Annotated in this window: 14 protein-coding genes; 10 read left to right on the forward strand and 4 right to left on the reverse strand. The window is 67.6% G+C overall.

Features of this window, described 5'->3' with window-relative positions:
• The first annotated feature begins 450 nt into the window (after positions 1-450).
• From ACFWV2_RS29030 to ACFWV2_RS29040, 3 genes are all read left to right on the forward strand, one after another.
• Entirely contained in the window at positions 451-630 is a 180-nt protein-coding gene (locus ACFWV2_RS29030) for a hypothetical protein (protein ID WP_384409362.1), read from the forward strand.
• A gap of 664 nt (positions 631-1,294) precedes the next feature.
• Positions 1,295-2,557: a group II intron reverse transcriptase/maturase gene (ltrA, locus tag ACFWV2_RS29035; protein ID WP_384409364.1), complete on the forward strand. Its 1,263-nt coding sequence runs from the start codon at positions 1,295-1,297 to the stop codon at positions 2,555-2,557.
• A 232-nt stretch (positions 2,558-2,789) separates the two neighbouring features.
• On the forward strand, positions 2,790-3,716 hold the full coding sequence (locus ACFWV2_RS29040) for a Ku protein (RefSeq protein WP_384409366.1): 927 nt from the start codon (positions 2,790-2,792) through the stop codon (positions 3,714-3,716).
• Positions 3,717-3,893: 177 nt separating this feature from the next.
• Here ACFWV2_RS29040 and ACFWV2_RS29045 read toward each other — a convergent pair whose 3' ends face one another.
• Complete coding sequence (locus ACFWV2_RS29045) at positions 3,894-5,123, reverse strand: IS701 family transposase (RefSeq protein WP_384409368.1); 1,230 nt, start codon at positions 5,121-5,123, stop codon at positions 3,894-3,896.
• 204 nt (positions 5,124-5,327) lie between these two features.
• Between ACFWV2_RS29045 and ACFWV2_RS29050 the strand changes: the two genes are divergently transcribed.
• Positions 5,328-5,831 carry a GNAT family N-acetyltransferase gene (locus ACFWV2_RS29050; RefSeq protein WP_384409370.1) on the forward strand — a complete coding sequence of 168 codons (504 nt, stop codon included), beginning with the start codon at positions 5,328-5,330 and terminating at the stop codon, positions 5,829-5,831.
• A 125-nt stretch (positions 5,832-5,956) separates the two neighbouring features.
• Here ACFWV2_RS29050 and ACFWV2_RS29055 read toward each other — a convergent pair whose 3' ends face one another.
• On the reverse strand, positions 5,957-6,346 hold the full coding sequence (locus tag ACFWV2_RS29055; RefSeq protein WP_384409372.1) for a DUF6233 domain-containing protein: 390 nt from the start codon (positions 6,344-6,346) through the stop codon (positions 5,957-5,959).
• Between the two features lie 13 nt (positions 6,347-6,359).
• Positions 6,360-6,755: a hypothetical protein gene (locus ACFWV2_RS29060; RefSeq protein WP_384409374.1), complete on the reverse strand. Its 396-nt coding sequence runs from the start codon at positions 6,753-6,755 to the stop codon at positions 6,360-6,362.
• A 268-nt stretch (positions 6,756-7,023) separates the two neighbouring features.
• Here ACFWV2_RS29060 and ACFWV2_RS29065 point away from each other — a divergent pair, with 268 nt between their 5' ends.
• From ACFWV2_RS29065 to ACFWV2_RS29085, 5 genes are all read left to right on the forward strand, one after another.
• Positions 7,024-7,281: a hypothetical protein gene (locus tag ACFWV2_RS29065; protein ID WP_384409376.1), complete on the forward strand. Its 258-nt coding sequence runs from the start codon at positions 7,024-7,026 to the stop codon at positions 7,279-7,281.
• Between the two features lie 318 nt (positions 7,282-7,599).
• Entirely contained in the window at positions 7,600-7,758 is a 159-nt protein-coding gene (locus tag ACFWV2_RS29070) for a hypothetical protein (RefSeq protein WP_384409378.1), read from the forward strand.
• A 389-nt stretch (positions 7,759-8,147) separates the two neighbouring features.
• Positions 8,148-8,318 (forward strand): excalibur calcium-binding domain-containing protein, encoded by a 171-nt coding sequence (locus ACFWV2_RS29075; protein WP_384409380.1) that lies wholly within the window; start codon positions 8,148-8,150, stop codon positions 8,316-8,318.
• Positions 8,319-9,610: 1,292 nt separating this feature from the next.
• Positions 9,611-10,381, forward strand: a complete 771-nt coding sequence (locus ACFWV2_RS29080) for a hypothetical protein (protein ID WP_384409382.1) — start codon at positions 9,611-9,613, stop codon at positions 10,379-10,381.
• The gene (locus tag ACFWV2_RS29085) at positions 10,366-13,881 is read left to right on the forward strand and encodes a DEAD/DEAH box helicase (RefSeq protein ID WP_384409384.1); all 3,516 of its coding nucleotides are present in this window, start codon (positions 10,366-10,368) and stop codon (positions 13,879-13,881) included. The genes ACFWV2_RS29080 and ACFWV2_RS29085 overlap by 16 nt, the downstream gene beginning before the upstream one ends.
• 291 nt (positions 13,882-14,172) lie before the next feature.
• On the opposite strand, the gene ACFWV2_RS29090 is transcribed toward ACFWV2_RS29085, so the two are convergent.
• Entirely contained in the window at positions 14,173-16,812 is a 2,640-nt protein-coding gene (locus ACFWV2_RS29090; protein ID WP_384409386.1) for a Helicase associated domain protein, read from the reverse strand.
• A gap of 332 nt (positions 16,813-17,144) precedes the next feature.
• Here ACFWV2_RS29090 and ACFWV2_RS29095 point away from each other — a divergent pair, with 332 nt between their 5' ends.
• Positions 17,145-17,582, forward strand: coding sequence for a hypothetical protein (locus tag ACFWV2_RS29095; protein ID WP_384409387.1), 438 nt, complete (start codon positions 17,145-17,147; stop codon positions 17,580-17,582).
• Positions 17,583-17,882: the final 300 nt, after the last annotated feature.

The following is a 17,882-nucleotide window of genomic DNA, read 5'->3' on the forward strand; positions in this document are numbered from 1 at the left end:
TAGAACGCCTTTCGGCTCAGCAACGGGCACCGAGTGGCTGCCGGGCCACGGGTTCCGCTAAAGGGCGGAGTGGCTCCAGTTGGAGCCACTCCGTTCGATCACTCGGAGCTGTTAGGCCAGGCACAGCAGAGTCACGGGCGTCGATCGGTACAAGTCCTGCCGTCCAGGTTCTGGGCCGCGCGCCGAATGTGCCCGGATCCGCTACACCGCTCGGCAGCGTCATTCAAGAGGCCGCAGCCACACGTTTTCGACGTTTTGACCGTGCGTCAGAAGTGGTTTAGACGTTTTCGTGCGGCCTATTGAATCGTCGCGATCTCACTGATGGGCTGCGGGAGAACCACCGCTTGCGTAGCTAACCCACCGGTCCTCCATGGTGCTCCCACCTCACCGGTGTACCGCACATCTAGTGCGGTGTGAGCGGACTTTTTCTCGGCTGTCTGGAGGACATCCATGCCCATCGACCAGTACACCCTCGCTGCCGTGTTCACGGTGCTGTGCGTCGCGCTGTTGTGCGCCACGGCCGTCTGCATGACGGCGCTGCTGCGAGCGCACCGCTCTGACGTCGTTGCCGTCATCCGAGCACTGCCCGAGCTTGCGGCGACTCTCATGCGGTGGCGCCGGCGTCGATGAGCGGCCCGACCGATCCCGGTACGGCGCCCGCGCCTGTCCCGTAGGGTCCCGGTAGCCCGTGCCGATATGGCGTGCGCGGGTGATTGTGTCCTGAACATGAAAGGGAGTTGGTCGTAGGGCCATTCCTGGAAGTGGTGCTGTGTGAAAGATGAAGGTAGGCCCTTCGGAGTCGCCCTACGGGGGGAGGCTCCAAACCGCCTCATGCTGCGTTGGCTGAAGACCGTCGTGGTGAGCGATGAGAAAAAGGCGCCGTAAGAGGCGTCAGGTGGGGATCGGGAAGACGAGCGCAAGCGAATCGCTGCTGACGTGTCGAAACGCACAAGGGTGACATCAAAACCGGGGCTTTCACCCTGTCCCGGGATAGGTCCGGCGGATACCCGTTTACTGGCCGGGCGGTGTCCGGCATGCAGGCGACGTGAGCCCGATCTGCTGCTTTCGCATGGAACAGGAGAAGGCGCGCACCGATGCACCCTGCGGTGAATCGTGGGGGAGAGGGAGAAACCCAAGCGGCTGACACCGTGAGGGTCTGAGTACCGAAGCGGAGCGCGTCGGCGGACCGGCTCGTAGTAGTGCCGAAGCTCCTGTAATGGGAGTGGAGCGAAGGGGCCGGGTCGTTCGTGACTGTGTTGATCGCATCAACCGGGTGGAGCCCGGGAGGAATTCGATGGGCCAGTTGAAGTCACAGGCCAAGCCGTTTGAAATTTCGAAGCGGGAAGTGATGGAGGCATGGGAGGAAGTCAGGGCGAATAGAGGTGCCCCAGGGGTGGATGGGCAGAGCGTCGCTGACTTCGAGAAAGATCTGAAGGGCAACCTGTATAAGGTCTGGAATCGGATGTCATCGGGCTCATACTTCCCCCCTCCGGTCCGCATGGTGGAGATTCCCAAGCCCCAGAGCGGCGGTACGAGAATTCTGGGGATTCCGTCCGTGGCCGATCGTGTGGCGCAAACCGTTGTGGCCCGTCATCTGGTGCGGAGGGTGGACCCTGTGTTCCACCGTGACTCCTATGGATATAGGCCTGGACGGTCAGCGCTGGACGCGGTCGCGAGGTGCAAGGAGCGCTGCTGGAAGAAGGACTGGGTCATTGATCTTGATGTCCAGAAGTTCTTCGACAGCGTGCCTTGGGACCTGCTGGTCAAGGCAGTGGAAGCTCACACCGACGCCATCTGGGTGATTCTGTATGTCAAGCGATGGCTCGAAGCCCCGCTTGAGAAGCCCGACGGCACTTTGCTGGCCCGGGAGAAGGGGACCCCGCAAGGAGCCCCAGTCTCTCCCGTATTGGCGAACCTTTTCATGCACTATGCGTTCGATCTGTGGCTGGACCGGGAGTTCCCGACTGTCGAGTTCGAGCGTTATGCGGATGACGCGGTGATCCACTGCGTGACCGAGCGCCAGGCCCAGGAAGTGCTGGCCGCGCTCGTGAAGAGGATGGAAGAGGTGGGGCTGCGACTGCACCCGGCCAAGACCCGGATTGTGTATTGCAAGGACAACAAACGCCGGCGTGCTTTCGAGCACACGGAGTTCACTTTCCTCGGCTACACCTTCCGCGCCCGAAAGAACCGGGATTCGTATGGCCGGGACTACTCGGCCTTCACCCCGGCGGTCAGCAAAGAGGCCGTGAAAAGGATGAGCGCGCTGGTCCGATCCTGGCGCCTGCACACGCGCTCGGACCTGTCCTTTGTAGAGCTCGCCCGACGTATCAATCCGGTCGTGGCGGGCTGGATGAACTACTACGGGCGTTTTCGTCCGTGGGAGCTCAATTCCCTCCTCACGCGTATCAACTCCTACCTGGTGCGCTGGATCCGCCAGAAATACAAGCGGCTTGCGGCGAAGCGGAAGGCCCACGCGAAACTACAGGAGATCGTGAAACGGTATCCACGTATGTTCGCGCACTGGCGCTATACCGCGAATGTCTCATCGGCCTGGTGATCAGAGCGGCAAGAGCCGTGTAACGGGAGATCGTTACGCACGGATCTGTGAGAGCCGAGGGGTGAGATTCCCCTCGGCTACTCGGCGGCCCGGCGCCCAGCATCTGGGGGCAGTACCGCCGGGCCGCCCCACCCCTCGCGCGCGAGCACCCCAGTGCTACGGATTGGGTGCGATCACGGGCCGGTTCTGCCTAGCCTGAGGGCACGTCCAGGGGGGTTCTGGAGGTGTGCGGATGCCCCGTCCACTGTGGTCCGGAGCGGTGTCGTTCGGTCTCGTCACGGTCCCGTGCAAGCTGGAGGCCGCTGTCGAGCGGCATGACGTGTCCCTGCGGCAGATCCACGTGGAGGACGGCGGCCGCGTCCGGTACCGCAAGACGTGCTCGATCGACGACCGCGAGCTGCGCGAGGACGAGATCGGCAAGGGATACGAGGTCAGCAAGGACCACGTCATCCCGATCACGGACCAGGACCTGGCGGACATGCCGCTGCCCACGGCCAAGGCGATCGAGATCGTGGCGTTCGTCGACCGGACCTCCGTCGACCCAGTCCAATTTGGTGCGGGATCCTACTATCTGTCTGCCGACGGCCAGGTCGCCGCGAAACCGTACGTCCTGCTGCGGAAAGCGTTGGAACGCAATGAGAAGGTCGCGGTCGCGAAGTTCGCTCTCAGGGGCCGCGAGCGCCTCGGCCTGCTCCGCCCCGTGGGCGACGCGCTGCTTTTGTCCGGACTGCACTGGGGCGACGAGATCCGCTCCTCCGAGGAGGTCACCCCGCCCGAGACCGCCCTCACCGAGGACGAGATCGAGGGCGCGCTCGCGTTGATGGACACGATGACCGTCGGCTCGATCACCGAGCTGGACGTCACCGACCACTACACCGAGGCGTTCCACGAGGTGATCGCCGCCAAGGCCGAGCACCGGGCACCGAAGCCTGTCGAGGAGGATGCGGCGCCGACCGGTCAGGTCGTCGACCTGATGGCCGCGCTGGAGGCGTCGGTGGCCGACGCCCGCGAACGCCGCGGCGAGACGTCCGGGGGTGAGGCGACCGTGCACGAGATGCCCACGCCGAAGAAGAAGGCAGCGGCCAAGAAGACGCCCGCGAAGAAGACAGCCGCCAAGAAGACCACGGCGAAGAAGACCGCCCGTAAGCGCGCCTCCTAGTACTCCAGCCGGACTTTGATGTTTTGCCTGGTCAACGGCTTGGGTGTGGGGATTGTAGTGGGGTGGTGCCGGAAGCGGGGCGGGTTCGCCGGGTCCGTCCCGCGAACGAGTGCCCTCGCCGTGTGTAGTGACACCGGCGGGCTCTGGCCTGGTGTCGGCGGCGCCATCGCGACCAGTTCATCGAGTGGTCACCCTGTGCCGCAGGATGTCGGTGGGCAGCTGCCAGCAGACGGCGAATCTCGGCTGGTGTGAGGTCCACGAGGTCGGGAGTGTCCCGCTCGGCTCCCCCTTTTCCCTCGCGTGGGCGGCGGTGACGGCCAGGAACGCGTGGGCGAGCATGGCGAGCGTGATGTGCCGGTGCCAGCCGGTGTAACGGCGGACTTCGTACTGGTCCAGGCCGCACTCGTTCTTCGCGCTCTGGAAGCACTCCTCGATCTTCCAGCGGCAGCCGGCGATCCGCACCAGGTCGGCGAGGGTTGCCTGCAGGGGTGCCGAGGCCAGGAAGTAGGCGAGCTCGTCAGGCTTGGTGATGCTGCGGCGGGCGAGCATCCATCGCTGGCGGGTGGGCTCGTCGCCGTCGAATTCCCAGACAGCCGGCAGCCGGGCCGCGGCCCAGTCGTAGATCCGGGGCCCCTTGGCGCCGTCGCCGCAGGAGAGCCGCTGCCATGCTTCGGAAGGAGCCTGGCCGATGAGATGGTCGATGCGGGGGCCTTGGACCTGCTGGGACTTGGGCACGGCCATGACGTAAGACAGGCCGACGTCTTCCAGGAACCGGCGGAAGCGGGAGTCCTGCCCGTAGGCGGCATCCGCGGTGACCCAGGCGACGGGCAGCGGGGAGGCGAGCGCTCGCAGGACCATGGTGCGGGCCAGGTCGTTCTTCGTCGCGAAGCCACGCTCGCTGGGGATCTTGGCAGCGCGGCAGCGTTCTGCGTCGTCGGTCCAGGACTTGGGCAGGTAGAGCTCGCGGTCGACCAGGGCGTGGCCCAGGGTGGTGGCGTAGGCGGCGAAGACACCGATCTGGCAGTTCTCGGTGCGGCCGGCGGTGCCGGAGTACTGCCGTTGCACCCCGGCTGAAGTAACACCCTTCTTGACGAAGCCGGTGTCGTCGATGATCAGGACACCGTCGTCGTCGCCGAGGTGCTCGGCGATATAAGCCTGCAGGTCATCACGGATCTCGTCGGCCTCCCACCGGCTTTTCGCCAGGAGGTGCTGCAGACCGTCCGGCGTGGAGTGCCCGGCGAACTCGGCCAGTTGCCAGGAGTTCTTGCGGCCCACCGGGCCGAGCAGACCACGGACGTAGTCCCGCATCCGGCGCCTGGGCTCAACACGTGAGAAGCGGTGCCCGACCTGCAGGAAGAGCTCTTCCAGTTCCTGTTCCCACTCGCTGGCGGGTACATCATCAGTCACGCATGGTGGCTGTCCAGCCCGATGTCACTACACACGGCGAGGGCACCCGTTCGCGGGACGGACCCGGCGAACCCGCCCCGCTTCCGGCACCACCCCACTACAATCCCCGCACCCAAGCCGTTGACCAGGCAAAACATCAAAGTCCTGCTGGAGTACTAGTACTCCAGCTGTAGTTCGTGCTGATCCGTGGGGCAGAGTGGGGGCATGACTGCGTACCAGACGATGCCGTTCCATCTTGAGACCGAGCGGCTGATACTGCGGCCGTGGGCCGCGTCGGACGCCGCTGACTTCTGCGCCCTCCTCTCCGAACGGGGCAAGGGGACCCCCACGGTTGAGCACATCCGAACGTCCATGGGGGAACTGCTCACCGCGACGGCGACTACGGGGATCGCCCTGTTGCCCATCCAACGCCGCGACGAAGGCGACTTCATCGGCTACTGCGGGCTGATCATCGGCCGCTCCACCCTAGAGGAGCCTGAAATCGCCTATGAGCTGTTCCAGCGCGCGCATGGGCGTGGCTACGCCACCGAGGCGGCCGGTGCGGTGCTCGATGCCGCTATCGCGACCGGGCGGAAACGGCTCTGGTCGACCGTCGGCACGTGGAACACACCGTCGTTGCGTGTCCTTGAGAAGCTCGGGTTCGAGCGGGATCACGTTTCCACGGAAGACAACGGTGAAGTGGTCTGGCTCACACGTTCGTTGCCGTAAACCCGGGGCTTCATGCTCACCCTGCTCCAGTGCGCTCCGGCGGAGTCCGTCAGTCCACACAACTCACGATGATCAACGGTGGCCGCCCCCTTATCCGCACCGGTCCCGATCAGCAAGATCACGATCTACCGCTGGAGTAAGGGCTTCCCGCCCGAGGGGCCTTGACGTGGTGGAGGCTTGTCGATTCCGAGGCTTCCCCAGGGGGCGCACAGCTCGCACATCTCCAGCCCGGGGAACTCCTCGAACGCCATCCGTACCTCCTCCTTGCTGAGGAGGCTGGGCATGTTTTTGGCGATCGAGCAGTTCCCGCGATGCAGCACCGGATGTCCTTCGACCGCGCGGGAGGGCAGCACCTTCCAGGACATCTCCCGGCGGGCGACCTCCCGGCGCCGGCGCTCCTGCTCCTGCTGAGCTTCCAGCTCCCGGATCGTCCGTTCGGCCTGGTCCAGTTGCCATCGCAGCCAGTCCCGCAGCGTCCGCTGTTTCTCCAGCCGGTCGGCTATCGGCATCTCCATGGCGGACACCCGCTCACGCTGCCTCGGCCACGCCCGTGACGGCGGCCATGACGTCCTCGTGGCTCTTGAGCGCCATCCTGGCCGCGATCAGCTCGGGGCCGCGTTCCGGCTTGGCCCAGTACGGGTGCGTCGACACTGCGATGGACAGTTCCCGCACGAGGTCCCACAGGCGCTTTTCCTCGGCGGCCTGTTCCGGGGTGTAGCCGGGGGACGCCTCGCGACCGCCGGTCACCTCCCCGGTGTGCGGGTGGACGGTGCCGGGCCAGCCGGGCAGGGGCTCCACCGACCAGGGCAGGGCACGGCACAGCGTCTGATATTCGGCGTGGGCCTGATGTAGCCGGGCCTGGAGGCTTTTCAGGTCCTCGGGGAAGCCGTAGGGGTCCTTCTTCGCGGTGCCGTTGTCGCTCACCCCAGAAACGTACCTCTGTTCGATTTCCGGAAGCCGGCCACCACACACACCCGACCGCAACCACCCTCCAGCCACCCCGAACCAGACCCACGGCGACACTCCGCACACCGGCCCCCCGCGCCCCCAGACAGGCGACACACGGCCGTCACCCGGCCTCCCGCGCTCCACACCCCCACGGGGTCCAGACACGGCGCGCACCGCCCTCAGAACACCGCAAGAGCCCGCCCAGAGCCGATGCCCCGACGGCCCCCTGGCTCGTTGAACCCAGGTGACTTCCCTCCTCGCCCTCGACCACGCCGCATACCTCCAGCCCCGCTGCTCCCTGTGCTGGCGCACCGGCCCGGCCACCGCCCTGGACACCCCCGCGGTCTCCCTGCACGCCGCCGCACGCGAACACCTCACCCACGCCCACCCCGGCGGCCCCGACGACGCGGTCGAGATCGAGCCCGGCCGCGCCGTCATCGGCTGGGACGGCATCGAGCCCCCGCACGAGTGGCACAACCGCGTCTTCCCACCCACCTGGTGACCGCCTCGGGCCACGCCCGTGACAGCGGCTCTCGCGGCTCTCCAGCGCCCCTAGAACGCATCGCGCCCCCGTACCGGGGATCGCTGGGTACGGGGGCGCCAGGGGGGGCGGATCAACGACCAGTCGGCCCGACCTCCTACAGAGCACCGTAGGGGCCGGCGGGGCTTGCGCTGGCGGGCGCGTCCTTCGTTGGAGCGGTTCCGGCACGCGGATGAGTGACGCTCGTGGGGCGAGGTGACGTCAGGGCCGCCCGTCCCTCATCGGGGTAGTCATGCCCGTAGGGCCGTGACCACTGTCCGGGACCCGGGTTGGCCGGGCATGCGAATGATGATCTCCGTCGCGGCCGTGGCCGCCGCCCTCCTGGCGGGCGCCGCGCCCGCGCTCGCCACGGTCGACACTGCCCCGGCCCGAACGACGGCCGAACTCAACTCGTGCGGGTACGACGTGGCGGGCTCGAACGTGAACCGTTACGACTAGCTGCAGAACCTCCCCGGCCGGGCAGCATGGTTCATCGTGATGCGGGGCCAACCGGGTGATGTTCCACTGAGTGGAGATCCCTCAACGTGGCGGTGCCGATGGATGACCACGGCAGAACGGGCGGCTGGTGGGCGCGTCGCTCGATATGGGCCAAGGGTGGGTTCGTGGTCGCTGTACTGCTGGTGGCCTTCCTAGCGCTGGGAGCCATCCTCAGCGCCTGTGAAGGCCCCGCCGAGGGCGAACGCCCCGACCCTGCTCCCCCCCCCAGCTACGGTGACCGAGACGGTGACTGAGACACCAGCCGTGCCAGCTCCGTACCCCCGCCCGTTGAGACGCCTGAGCCCGATACGTCTGAGCCGGACGTTCCTGAGACCGAGGCTCCCGATCCCGTGACGCCTGACTTGCCGGAGCCAGCCACATCAGCAGCGGCGTACTACGAGAACTGTGATGCAGCGCGGGACGCCGGAGCGGCACCGTTGCGCCGTGGCGAGCCGGGGTATCGGGATGAGCTGGACCGGGATGGGGATGGCGTTGCCTGCGAGCCGTACGCCGGCCCGTAGCGGCACCACCCGGTGCCGCTCATGCGCGTCCCCTCCCGTGATGCCGCTGCGCCCACCTGCCGACGAGCAAGATTGCTGCCGTCAAGACAGCGAGCCCGCCGATGATGACTGCTGCTCGGGCCTCGATCACGGCCAAGAGAATGAGCAGTCCGAGCGCCAGCAGCCAACCCAGCGCCGTCGCAGGCCGTACACGTGAGCGTGGGCCTTTCTGCCTCTGCCAGGGCCGTTCCTCGTGGTACGCCATCGAAGGACCTCCCTACCCCACCAGGTTGCTCCACAAAGACTCATCCCGATAGCGGGGGCAGCCCCACCTACGGCCCAGGCGAGCGTCCAGGGCCACGTCCTGGTGGTGCTCGGTGTGGGGCTGCGCCCCGTGCTCGCCCTGCCTCGCTTGATGGGCGACATGGATGCTTCAGTGCCTCGCGACAAGGCTGTGCATCCGGTCGCGGGGCGTTGAGCTGGGATCTTTCGGTGAGGCGTGTCGTTCTTCTGCTGAAGGCCGGTGTCGTTTCCCGCTGAAGGTTGGCTGTCGCGTGTGCGGGCTTGTCGCGCTCGATCTGTAGCGACCGAACCCGTACCCCCGTTCCGGAAGGAAGGTGGGTACCAGCGCGGCCCGATTGGCGGGCCTCGCCGCGGCCGGGCCCTGGGCGGTCGCCTCGGGGGGAAGCGAGGCGGTAGGAGTCAGCGCTGGCCGTCTCCCGGCCTCCCGCTCTCCCCGCGCCCCGCGGCCCTGGCTTCTCTCCGGGCGTCGAACGCCGCCGGAGAGAAGCGGCTGGTCCCGACGTGGCGTTCCCGGTCGTCCTGCCAGAACTCCACCGTCCAGGCGCCCACAGCTCTTCGATGCGGCACACGAGATCGAGCATCCGTTCACGGCGTGCTCGCCCACCGGGATGTTGCCGAGCCTCGCGTCTCCCCAACCCGTGTGGCGGGGCAAGACCGGCCCGTCACGTCCCTCGCTCCCGAGGACGTGATCGCGTTCGCCGAGGCCTCCAGCGGCGAGGTGGGCTTCGAGCGGGTCGCGGTCGCCCCGAGCTGATCATCACCTATGGTCTCCCGACGGTCGTTCAGGACCGGCGCGGACCGCTCGATAGAGTGACCTTGCCGAGGGCCACCTCGGCCCCCAGCGCCCACCTGGTACGGCGCGGGTGGCTGGGACGAACAGGGGGTTCGGGGTGGCGGACGTCTCGCCCGCGCAGGCGCTGGCCCGAGCGACGGCCGTCGGTGGGCGGGTTGCCGATCTGGTACGACGGGAGCCCCGAGGAGCCAACCAGACGTGCCGCTGGGACCTCGTTGTGACCCTCAGCGGCAGCCCCGAGGACCGGGCAGCCGCCGGGTGGATCGTCGCCGACGAGATCATGCGGGAACGCACCGGTGGGCGCCCACGCAGCTACGGCAAGTGGCTTGAGGCCACCTTGAGCGGGGTGAAGCTGACCGGGAAGGATCACGTCCTGGTGGGGCACTTCGCGAAGCCCGTCTTCGAAGCGGCAGCCGCGAAGAAGGAACACAACCACGGGCTGGCCGGGTACGTGGGCGAGTGGCTCTGGTACCTCCTGACCCGCGATCTGCCCCAGGATCCAGCGCGCGCCGTGGAGATCCTCGGACCGCCGAAGGCCGCCGTCAACGACGGAGGTGGCGACGGACTCATCGTCCACCGGGAAGACGGAACGGCCCGGGGCTTCTCCTTCCGACTGTGGGAGATGAAGAAGTACACCGCGACGGCGAATCGGCCGGATGGCGCGATCCACAAGGGCTGGACGCAGCTCAGCACCAAGGGGGCGACCTACCTGGGCATGCTCTCCTGGGGCGACAAACTGCTCGCCGACGACACCCGGGAGTTCGTGGGCAGTCTGACCGAGCAGTGGGTCGATGAGGAGGAGTCGGCCGGCGCCGGCGTCAGCGTCGCGCTCAACACCACGGCGATCCCGACGAAGGCCTTCCACCTCGCTCACGAGCACTTCACTACCCACAAGCACCCCGGCGCGCTGCAGGGCCTGGTGGTGGCGATCGACGATCTGGAGGGCTTCGCCCATCAGGTGAGGAAGTACGTGTGGACCGCACTCTAGATCCGGCTGTACTCGCGACCGCCCTCGGCGAATACCGCCCCGGAGGGGTCCTGCCCTCGGCGCCGGAACTGCTGGCGGCCATCACCCAACTTGAGATCGCCGCCTTCCGCAGCGACCAGGAAATTCCGGACGATGTGCTGGCGACGGCGTGGCTCTTGCACGGACTGGCCGCGGTCGAGCCTGAGACTCCCGGGTTCGACCCGATGCGGACCCGCCGCGCCCTCGCGGTCAGCGCGCACGTGATGGACCTGGCCCTGGCCGACGAGCGACACTCCCCGACCGAGCGGCTGAGGATCGCCTTCGCTGCCCAGGCCGGGTACCGCCGGTGCGAGCAAGAGCCCAACGCCACCGCCGTCTACCGCCAGGTCAAAAACCTGGTGAACTTCACTTCCTCGCTCCCGGCGCACATCGACACCTTGGTTCTGGAGGCCGGTGTCGTGTTCCTGGCATTCGACCGGCCCGACCTGAACCGGGTCCTGTCCGCCTGGCGCCGGCAGTTCGCGGAGCTCCGTGAGCTGATGGACGGCGATCCGCTCGCGGGCACAATGTACGGACCTGCCGAAGCCGTCGTTGAATCCGTCCACCTCTTGCGCTTGTTCCTCTCGTTCGGCGATCCGGACCGCCTACAGGACGCACAGGACCTGCTGGGCAGCGTGCTCGACGGCCGTGCCGGCCGCAGTGACCCGCCCGCTCGGTGGGTCGCGGCCCACCTCCTCGGCCTGAGCGGCGAAATGGCCGCCAGCAGCCTGTACACGCTGCTCCCGAAGGGAACTCCGGATGCGGTCGCCCGGACCTTCGCGATGTCCGATCCGCCGGTCATGACCCTGTGGCGCCCGCAGCGCCAGTTGCTGAACCTGGAGCGGGGCAACCCGGTCGACCCCGCCACCGGCCGGAGCCTGATCAGCGTGCCCACCAGCGCGGGCAAGACGCTGATGGCCCAACTAGTGATCTGTTCCCACCTGGCGCAGAAGCCCGGCCGCGTGGTCTATGTGTCGCCGATGCGCAGCCTGGGCCGGGAGATGCGGGCCGCGCTGCGTGGCCGATTGCGGCTGCTGGAACGCAAACTAGTCGCCGAGCAGCCGGACTTCCCGCTCGCCGACGGCAGCGGCTCCCTCGTCGGGGATGTGGACATCGTGACCCCGGAGCGGCTCATGCACATGATCCGCAACAACCCGGGCGCAGCGCTGGACGAGGTCAGCCTCATCGTCGTCGACGAGGCCCACCACCTCGCGCAGGGCCGGCGCGGTTTCGCGCTGGAGAGCCTGCTCGCCCTTCTGCGGACCCGCTCCGACATCCGGCTGGTGTTGCTGTCCGCCGCTGTCGGCAACCGGGGTGCCCTGGCGTCGTGGCTGGACCCGGAGCGGCCGGCGGAGGAGGTGTATTTCACCGACGACTGGCGCGGCCCGAGGCGCCTGCACGGCCTCATGTACCCGCAGCTGCTCAAGGACCAGGCCGAGCGCACCCCGCGCAAGCCAAGCAAGAACCAGCCCTCCACCACCCGGGCCACTGTGCCGGTGGCCCCCCGGCTCGACATCCGGCCGACCGCCACCAGCGGCACCTTCGGCCTGACCATCCCCAGCGTGGGCACCAGGGCCTACGCCTCCCCCAACTCCTCGCAGTGGAAGGCTGCCACCAAGCTCACCGACAGCATCCCCGATTACAAGGTGTTCGCCGCCGGCGCTGCCGCCCTGACCCAGGCCGGCAGCGTCCTGATGGTCGTCGCCAGCAAAATCATCGCCAGGAACGCCGCACGCGCCATGGCCGAGCATCTGAACGTCCGCCCCGAGGCTGCGGCGCTCACCGAGTTCCTGGCCGAGACCCTCGGCGAGCAGCACCCCCTGGTCGACTGCACCCGTCACGGCGTCGCCTTCCACCACGCCGACCTTCCCGACGACGTCCTCCACGCCGTCGAACAAGGACTTCGAGACGGAGACCTGCTGGCCATCGCCAGCACCACCACCCTCACCGACGGCGTCAACCTCCCGGTGCGCACCGTCATCATCAATCACACGGTCGAAGGCGATCCCACACACGGGAACCAGCACGGCCTCAGTCCCGCGAAACTGCTCAACGCCATCGGCCGTGCCGGCCGAGCAGGGCGCGAGAGCGAGGGGTGGGTCATCCTCACCCGCCCCTACCCGCCCCAAGCCGCTGAGTTCGAGACGCTCACGCCCGACAGCGAGCGGCTCACCGTCACCTCCGAACTGCTCAGCAAAGACGCCCTCACGTCACTGGCCCACGCCGAACTGCAGCTGCAGAACTCGCTCGACGGCCTGTTCGACGTAATGGGAACCGTCGCGGCCGACTTCGCCGCGTTCGTGTGGCTCATCCTGCAGACCCACGCCGAGACCCTGCACGCACCCGGCGATCGGCTGGACCCGGTGCGATCACTGCTCGCGATGGAACAGGCCGACGACCCTTCGGTCCCGGCCCGCTGGATGGCGCTCGCGGAGAAGGTCACCTCGGTCTACGACGCCACAGACCCCGTCTCGACCCGCCGGTGGGCCAGCACCGGAACCAGCATCGGATCCGCCCGCTTCCTCGACCAACTCGCGCGACGCCTCGCGGAACAACTCCTCGCCTACGCGGTCCCCGAAGACACCCCCAACGAGATCAACGTCTTCTTCGGGCCGCCCGAGTGGCCGCTGGAGCAGACCTTGGACTTCCTTGCCGAGCAGGGCGCCTTCAAGAACCTTCTGCTGACGCCCGAGGCCAGCGGGAGCTGGAAGCTCACCAACGAGCAGAGCAAGAGCCTCACATTCGACGTGCCGATTGACAACGCGGTCCGGGACTGGATCTCCGGCACCTCCATCCCGGAACTGGCCCGCACCTGGATGCCCGACAGCATCCCGTCCCATCCTCAGATGCTGGAGCTGACCGTCCAGAGCATCAAGCAGGCCTTCGAGCACGCGATCAGCTGGACAGCCGGAGCCCTGGTCAACCTCGTCAACACCCACCCCCTGCTGACGCCCACCACGCCCCGCCTGTTCGCCCAGACGGCCTGGCACATCCGGCACGGTGTCGACACCGACCAGGCCATCACGCTCCTGACCTCCGGCATCACCTCCCGCCGGCTGGCCCATCAGATCGGCCGCGCCGCGGCGGAGGCCGGCATCGGCTCCGGTGAGCTCCGCACCTGGGTCGCCGATCAGCAGATCGACGGCTGGGTCAACGCGTACAAGGCCAACACGTACGAGGTCGAGGACCTCCTCGACTACGTGAGCAAGCCAGCTAACCCGCTCAACGAACTGCTGCGAGGCCGTCCCGTGACCATCCCTCTTGCACGGGTAGACCCGGGCATAGGAGACGGGCCGGTCACCCTGACCCACCCAGGCAAGAAGCCGGCGAACATCAGGGTCAAACGCGACGGAAACCAGATCGCCGCCATCCCCGCCGCCCGGCATCACGCTGTCCTCACCCTGATCGACAGCGGTCTCGACCTCACCCACCACCTTGAGGCCGGGCAGCTTGTCACCACCTTGGCTATGGCCAGCCTGTAGGGCGCCGAGGGGCCCCGCCACCGATAACGCGGCTCCTGCAACACCGCCTCGCGTTTCACCCGGGACCTGCAGCGATGCCGCACGATGGGCCTCTTCCGCTCTGTGGTGCACCCCGCGTTGCAGGGTCGGCCCCGTACGGAGTCACTGGCCGCCGACAGCACGAGACCCCGGGAGTCTGTGGCATCCCGGGTCTCTGTGCACTTCGCTTGACCCGTAAGGTCCAACGACCTGGGACAGCACGGCTCCCGGGGGCCTCGTGCGATCCGGCTCAACAGCCGGACGGCGGCGGTGTCACACCCATTCCACACCCAGTTCCCGTAGCGCGCCGAGCTGCTCCTGGTCTAGTTTGTCGCGGCGTTGTTTCTGGTTGGAGTACCAAATCCCCAGTGCGAGGTCGTGTTCCTGGCCATCGATGATGACCTTCTCTCGGTGGGCCCGTCTCACCGAGGGCTCTCCCTCGCGGGCAACGTACTGCGCCAGGGCTGTCAGTCCGCGTTGGAATGCCGCCTGTGCTTTGCTGGGGCCCCCCTTCGCCGCACGTGCGGGGGCGGGGGCGTGGTCGGGTTGCACGCCGAGCTTGGCCAGCCGTTCCTGCTGCTCGGGCATCAGCTGCGCCCAGGTGGCCGGTTTCTTCTGCCGCTGAAGCCACGTGCCCAGGTCGTCATCGTCGAAGACGACGCCGGGCGCGATGTCGGGCAGGTGGCCGTCGGCGTCAACCAGATCCACCAGGACCCGGTAGTGCCGCTGCCAGTTCAGGGGCCACGGGCAGTTCCAGTCCTCATCGACCGCGGTCAGTTGCTGCGCGCGCTTCGCCGCCCGCTCCTGGTCCTTGCCCAGGCCGCCCTTGCGGCGCAGGTTGGCCATGTGCTGGCCGACCGGCGCCATTGTCTCGCCTTCGCCCCAGACCGCGTCCTGACGCGGCGCGAGGTGCCCGGTGGCCCGCCGGTAGGACCGGAGCGCGGCGAGCTTGTTCTCCCATGCTTCCTCGCCCGGCTCCCACACCATCCCGGCTTCCGGGGCGTCCAGCAGGGTCTTGCGCCGTTCCTCGAGCTCACCTGCCCGCAGGGCCTTCCGCTGCTGGTGGACCCATCGCCCGAGCGGGAAGTCCTTGGTGACGCCGACCTCGACTTCGACGTCGTAGGGGACGGCGTAGAGACCGGTGATCTCGTTCTCCTTCCGCCAGCGGAGGAGGGCTTGGTAGCCCTGAAGCCAGACCAGGGATTCGGGCCGGTAGACCCGGGTGCGCAGGAACGCCGCGATGGTCGCGGTGTCGCGCGGGCTGGAGAAGTGGAGCAGGGCCGCTTCGGCGGCGGCCTGCGTGTCGTCCTCCTGGTCCTCGCCGGCGCCCTCGCCGCAGGCCGCGACGATCTGCCCGTTCTCGTCACGCCGGAGGTGGACCTTGCGCTTCCCGCTCGTGAGCGCCCGGGAGGCTAGCTGCTCGACCAGACGCTCATCATGCGAGCGCAGGCCCTGGAGCACGGCCACGAGCGGCTTGAAGCTGGCGGAGGCGACCATGTCGGTCGGGTCCTCGTTCGGCTCCAGGAACACCGGCACGATGATCCGCGCGACCTTGGTGGAGCCGTCCTTGTTGAGCCGGAGCGCCCGTCCGATGTTCTGCACGATCTCCACCTGCGAGCCGCGGGTGTCGGCGAAGCAGACGGCCTCGACGCCGCGTTCGCCGGTGATGTCCACCCCTTCTCCGAGCACGCGAACGCTGGCGAGGAAGGCGCGGTGGACCCGGCGCCCGGCCGCGTCGATCCCGTTGGCGAACTGGCGCAGGACCTCGCGCCGCTCGGACACGAGGTGGTCGCCGCACAGCCACGCGGACCACATGCGGTCCGGTGGGACGTGGCGGCCGGCTTCCAGCTTGTAGAACTCGGCGTTGATCGATGATGCGGGGAGCTTGTCGGCGGCGGCCAGGTCCATCTCCGAGGCGTCGCTGTCATACAGCTCGGCTGCGGTCTCGGGCAGCTTCTCCGCGAACGCGGCGGCTTCCTCGACCTTTTGGTGGAAGGTCATGACCGTACGCAGGTTGTACGCGGCGGCGTGTTCCAGGAGTGCGGTCTGCAGCAGGGCCAGGCGTCGGCCGCGTCGCGCCTCTTCGGACTCCTCGAGGACGGGGGAGGGGTCGCGGATCTCCAGGACGTCGATCTCAAATCCCGCAAGGATCTCCCGCTCGATCGCCTCGCTCAGCCCGAGCTCCGCGAGCCACGCGCCGTACGTCCCGTTCGGGTCGTCGGCCATGGTCGCGAGCTCCACCTCCTGGCCGCCGGTGCCCTTCTGCGGCAGGGGAGTGGCGAGGATGCGCGGGGTCGCGGTGAGGTAGAGCCGGAAGTCGGCGGGGATCCGCTGGTTGTCGTGGATCGCCGCCCACGGCCGACCAAGATCACCGGCGGTGCCGTGGGCCTCATCCACGATCGCGAGGTCGAAGCCGTCCATGTGCTGGCCGTAGAGCCGCTCCCCGCCCGCCAGCGCAGCCTCCAGAGGCCCGCGAACCTTCTTCTGCCCTGTCGGGTCCTCAGGGTCGTCGCGGTCGACGAGGGAGGCGTACGTGGCGAACACGACCACGGGCCCGGACTCGGCCCATAGTGCGAGCTGGACCGGGTTGGTGGTCGTGCGCACGCCCAGCTTGTTCAGGACGGGGTCGTTCTCCAGCGAGCACACCGCGACCATCGGCGTGGTGTGGCCCATCAGGCGCCATGTCTGGGCGGTCTGTACGAGCAGGTCCAGGGTCGGGACGGTGACAAGGATCCGGCCGCCTGTGAAGGACTCCAGCGCGCACGCGGCCGCTGTGATGGTCTTGCCCGACCCGGTCGCGGACACGATCGTGCCCCGAGCCCCCTGCGGCGGCACAGGTGATCTTGCAGGAAATCCAACCCATCTGCGAAACGCCGACCGCTGGTCTACCTGATGCTCCCTGAGCGAAATCAAGACCCTGCACTCTCTGTCCTAGGATCAGCGCCATGATCCGTCCCGTCGCAGGATCCCCTACGTGGAAGCACCTGGCATCCGCCCTCGCCCTCACCGCCCTGATATGGACAGTCTGGTACGGCATGCAGCCGTCTATCCGCCGTGCGCCTACTTCGGCGACCATTCTTACCAAGAAGCTTTCCAGTACGGTCAATGCGATCCACCGAAAACAAGATTCAGCACCTGGATTGACTAGAAAGACCCTCCAGGGAACCCCCCGTATTCCACCAACTCTACATGCTGCATCAAAACTGAGACACCCACCGTCCCACACCAGCGGATAACGTCCACCCATGACCGCTGACTGGTACGTCCTCATCGAAGAGGACACCCGAACCACCCAACGCGTCGACGGTACCGACCTCAAACTGCACCGATGGATGCTCACAGGCACGCACCGCATCGGCCAGGACCAGGCGGAGGCGACCGCGGCCGCCGAGGACGCGGCGCTGCACTTCCTGCCAGGCACCCTGGCCCGGCACACACGCCCGGGAGACGAGCCCGCCCGCCATGCCCTGATCACTCAAGACGGCTCCTGGGTAGTGCTCGTGAAGCAACGTCACCGCGAATGCCATATACGGGTGACCACAGCCCAGCTCGTCCATTCACGGGAAGAAAAGGAAGCACCCCCGAAGAGCCTGAAGGAAAAGTTCCGCAGCGCCATGGAAGGCCCCGTGCCTGCAGTGAAGCCCTGGACCTGGACACCCAAGAGCAGGGCCGATCAAACCTGACCGCCCCACACCTTCCTCGCCGGCCATCCTGGACCGAAGCGAAGGCTCAAGCCCGCTGAGAGGCAGGGCCAGGCGCTACCGCCGCCCCCACAGCCAGCACCCGCGAAGCGGGTCGACCTGGGAGCGCAGCGTACAGGTCATCAAGCGGCGTACAGGTCCTCAAGCAGGTCCTCAAGCGGGGGAGCGCAGCGGACCCGCTTGAGGGCTGAAGCGCAGCGCAAGCCCCAGGGGACGAAGTCCCCTCCCCAGCTCCGTCCGCTTCCCTCCCCAGCTCCGGGAGCGAAGCGGACGGAGCTTCAC

It is taken from the genome of Streptomyces sp. NPDC058671, from assembly GCF_042716475.1.
Taxonomy (GTDB): domain Bacteria; phylum Actinomycetota; class Actinomycetes; order Streptomycetales; family Streptomycetaceae; genus Streptomyces.

Coding starts and splice junctions, on each gene's coding strand:
- ACFWV2_RS29055 (WP_384409372.1), bottom strand. CDS start 6,346: ATGGAGATGCCGATAGCCGACCGGCTGGAGAAACAGCGGACGCTGCGG.
- ACFWV2_RS29050 (WP_384409370.1), top strand. CDS start 5,328: ATGACTGCGTACCAGACGATGCCGTTCCATCTTGAGACCGAGCGGCTG.
- ACFWV2_RS29095 (WP_384409387.1), top strand. CDS start 17,145: ATGACCGCTGACTGGTACGTCCTCATCGAAGAGGACACCCGAACCACC.
- ACFWV2_RS29070 (WP_384409378.1), top strand. CDS start 7,600: ATGCGAATGATGATCTCCGTCGCGGCCGTGGCCGCCGCCCTCCTGGCG.
- ltrA (WP_384409364.1), top strand. CDS start 1,295: ATGGGCCAGTTGAAGTCACAGGCCAAGCCGTTTGAAATTTCGAAGCGG.
- ACFWV2_RS29040 (WP_384409366.1), top strand. CDS start 2,790: ATGCCCCGTCCACTGTGGTCCGGAGCGGTGTCGTTCGGTCTCGTCACG.
- ACFWV2_RS29030 (WP_384409362.1), top strand. CDS start 451: ATGCCCATCGACCAGTACACCCTCGCTGCCGTGTTCACGGTGCTGTGC.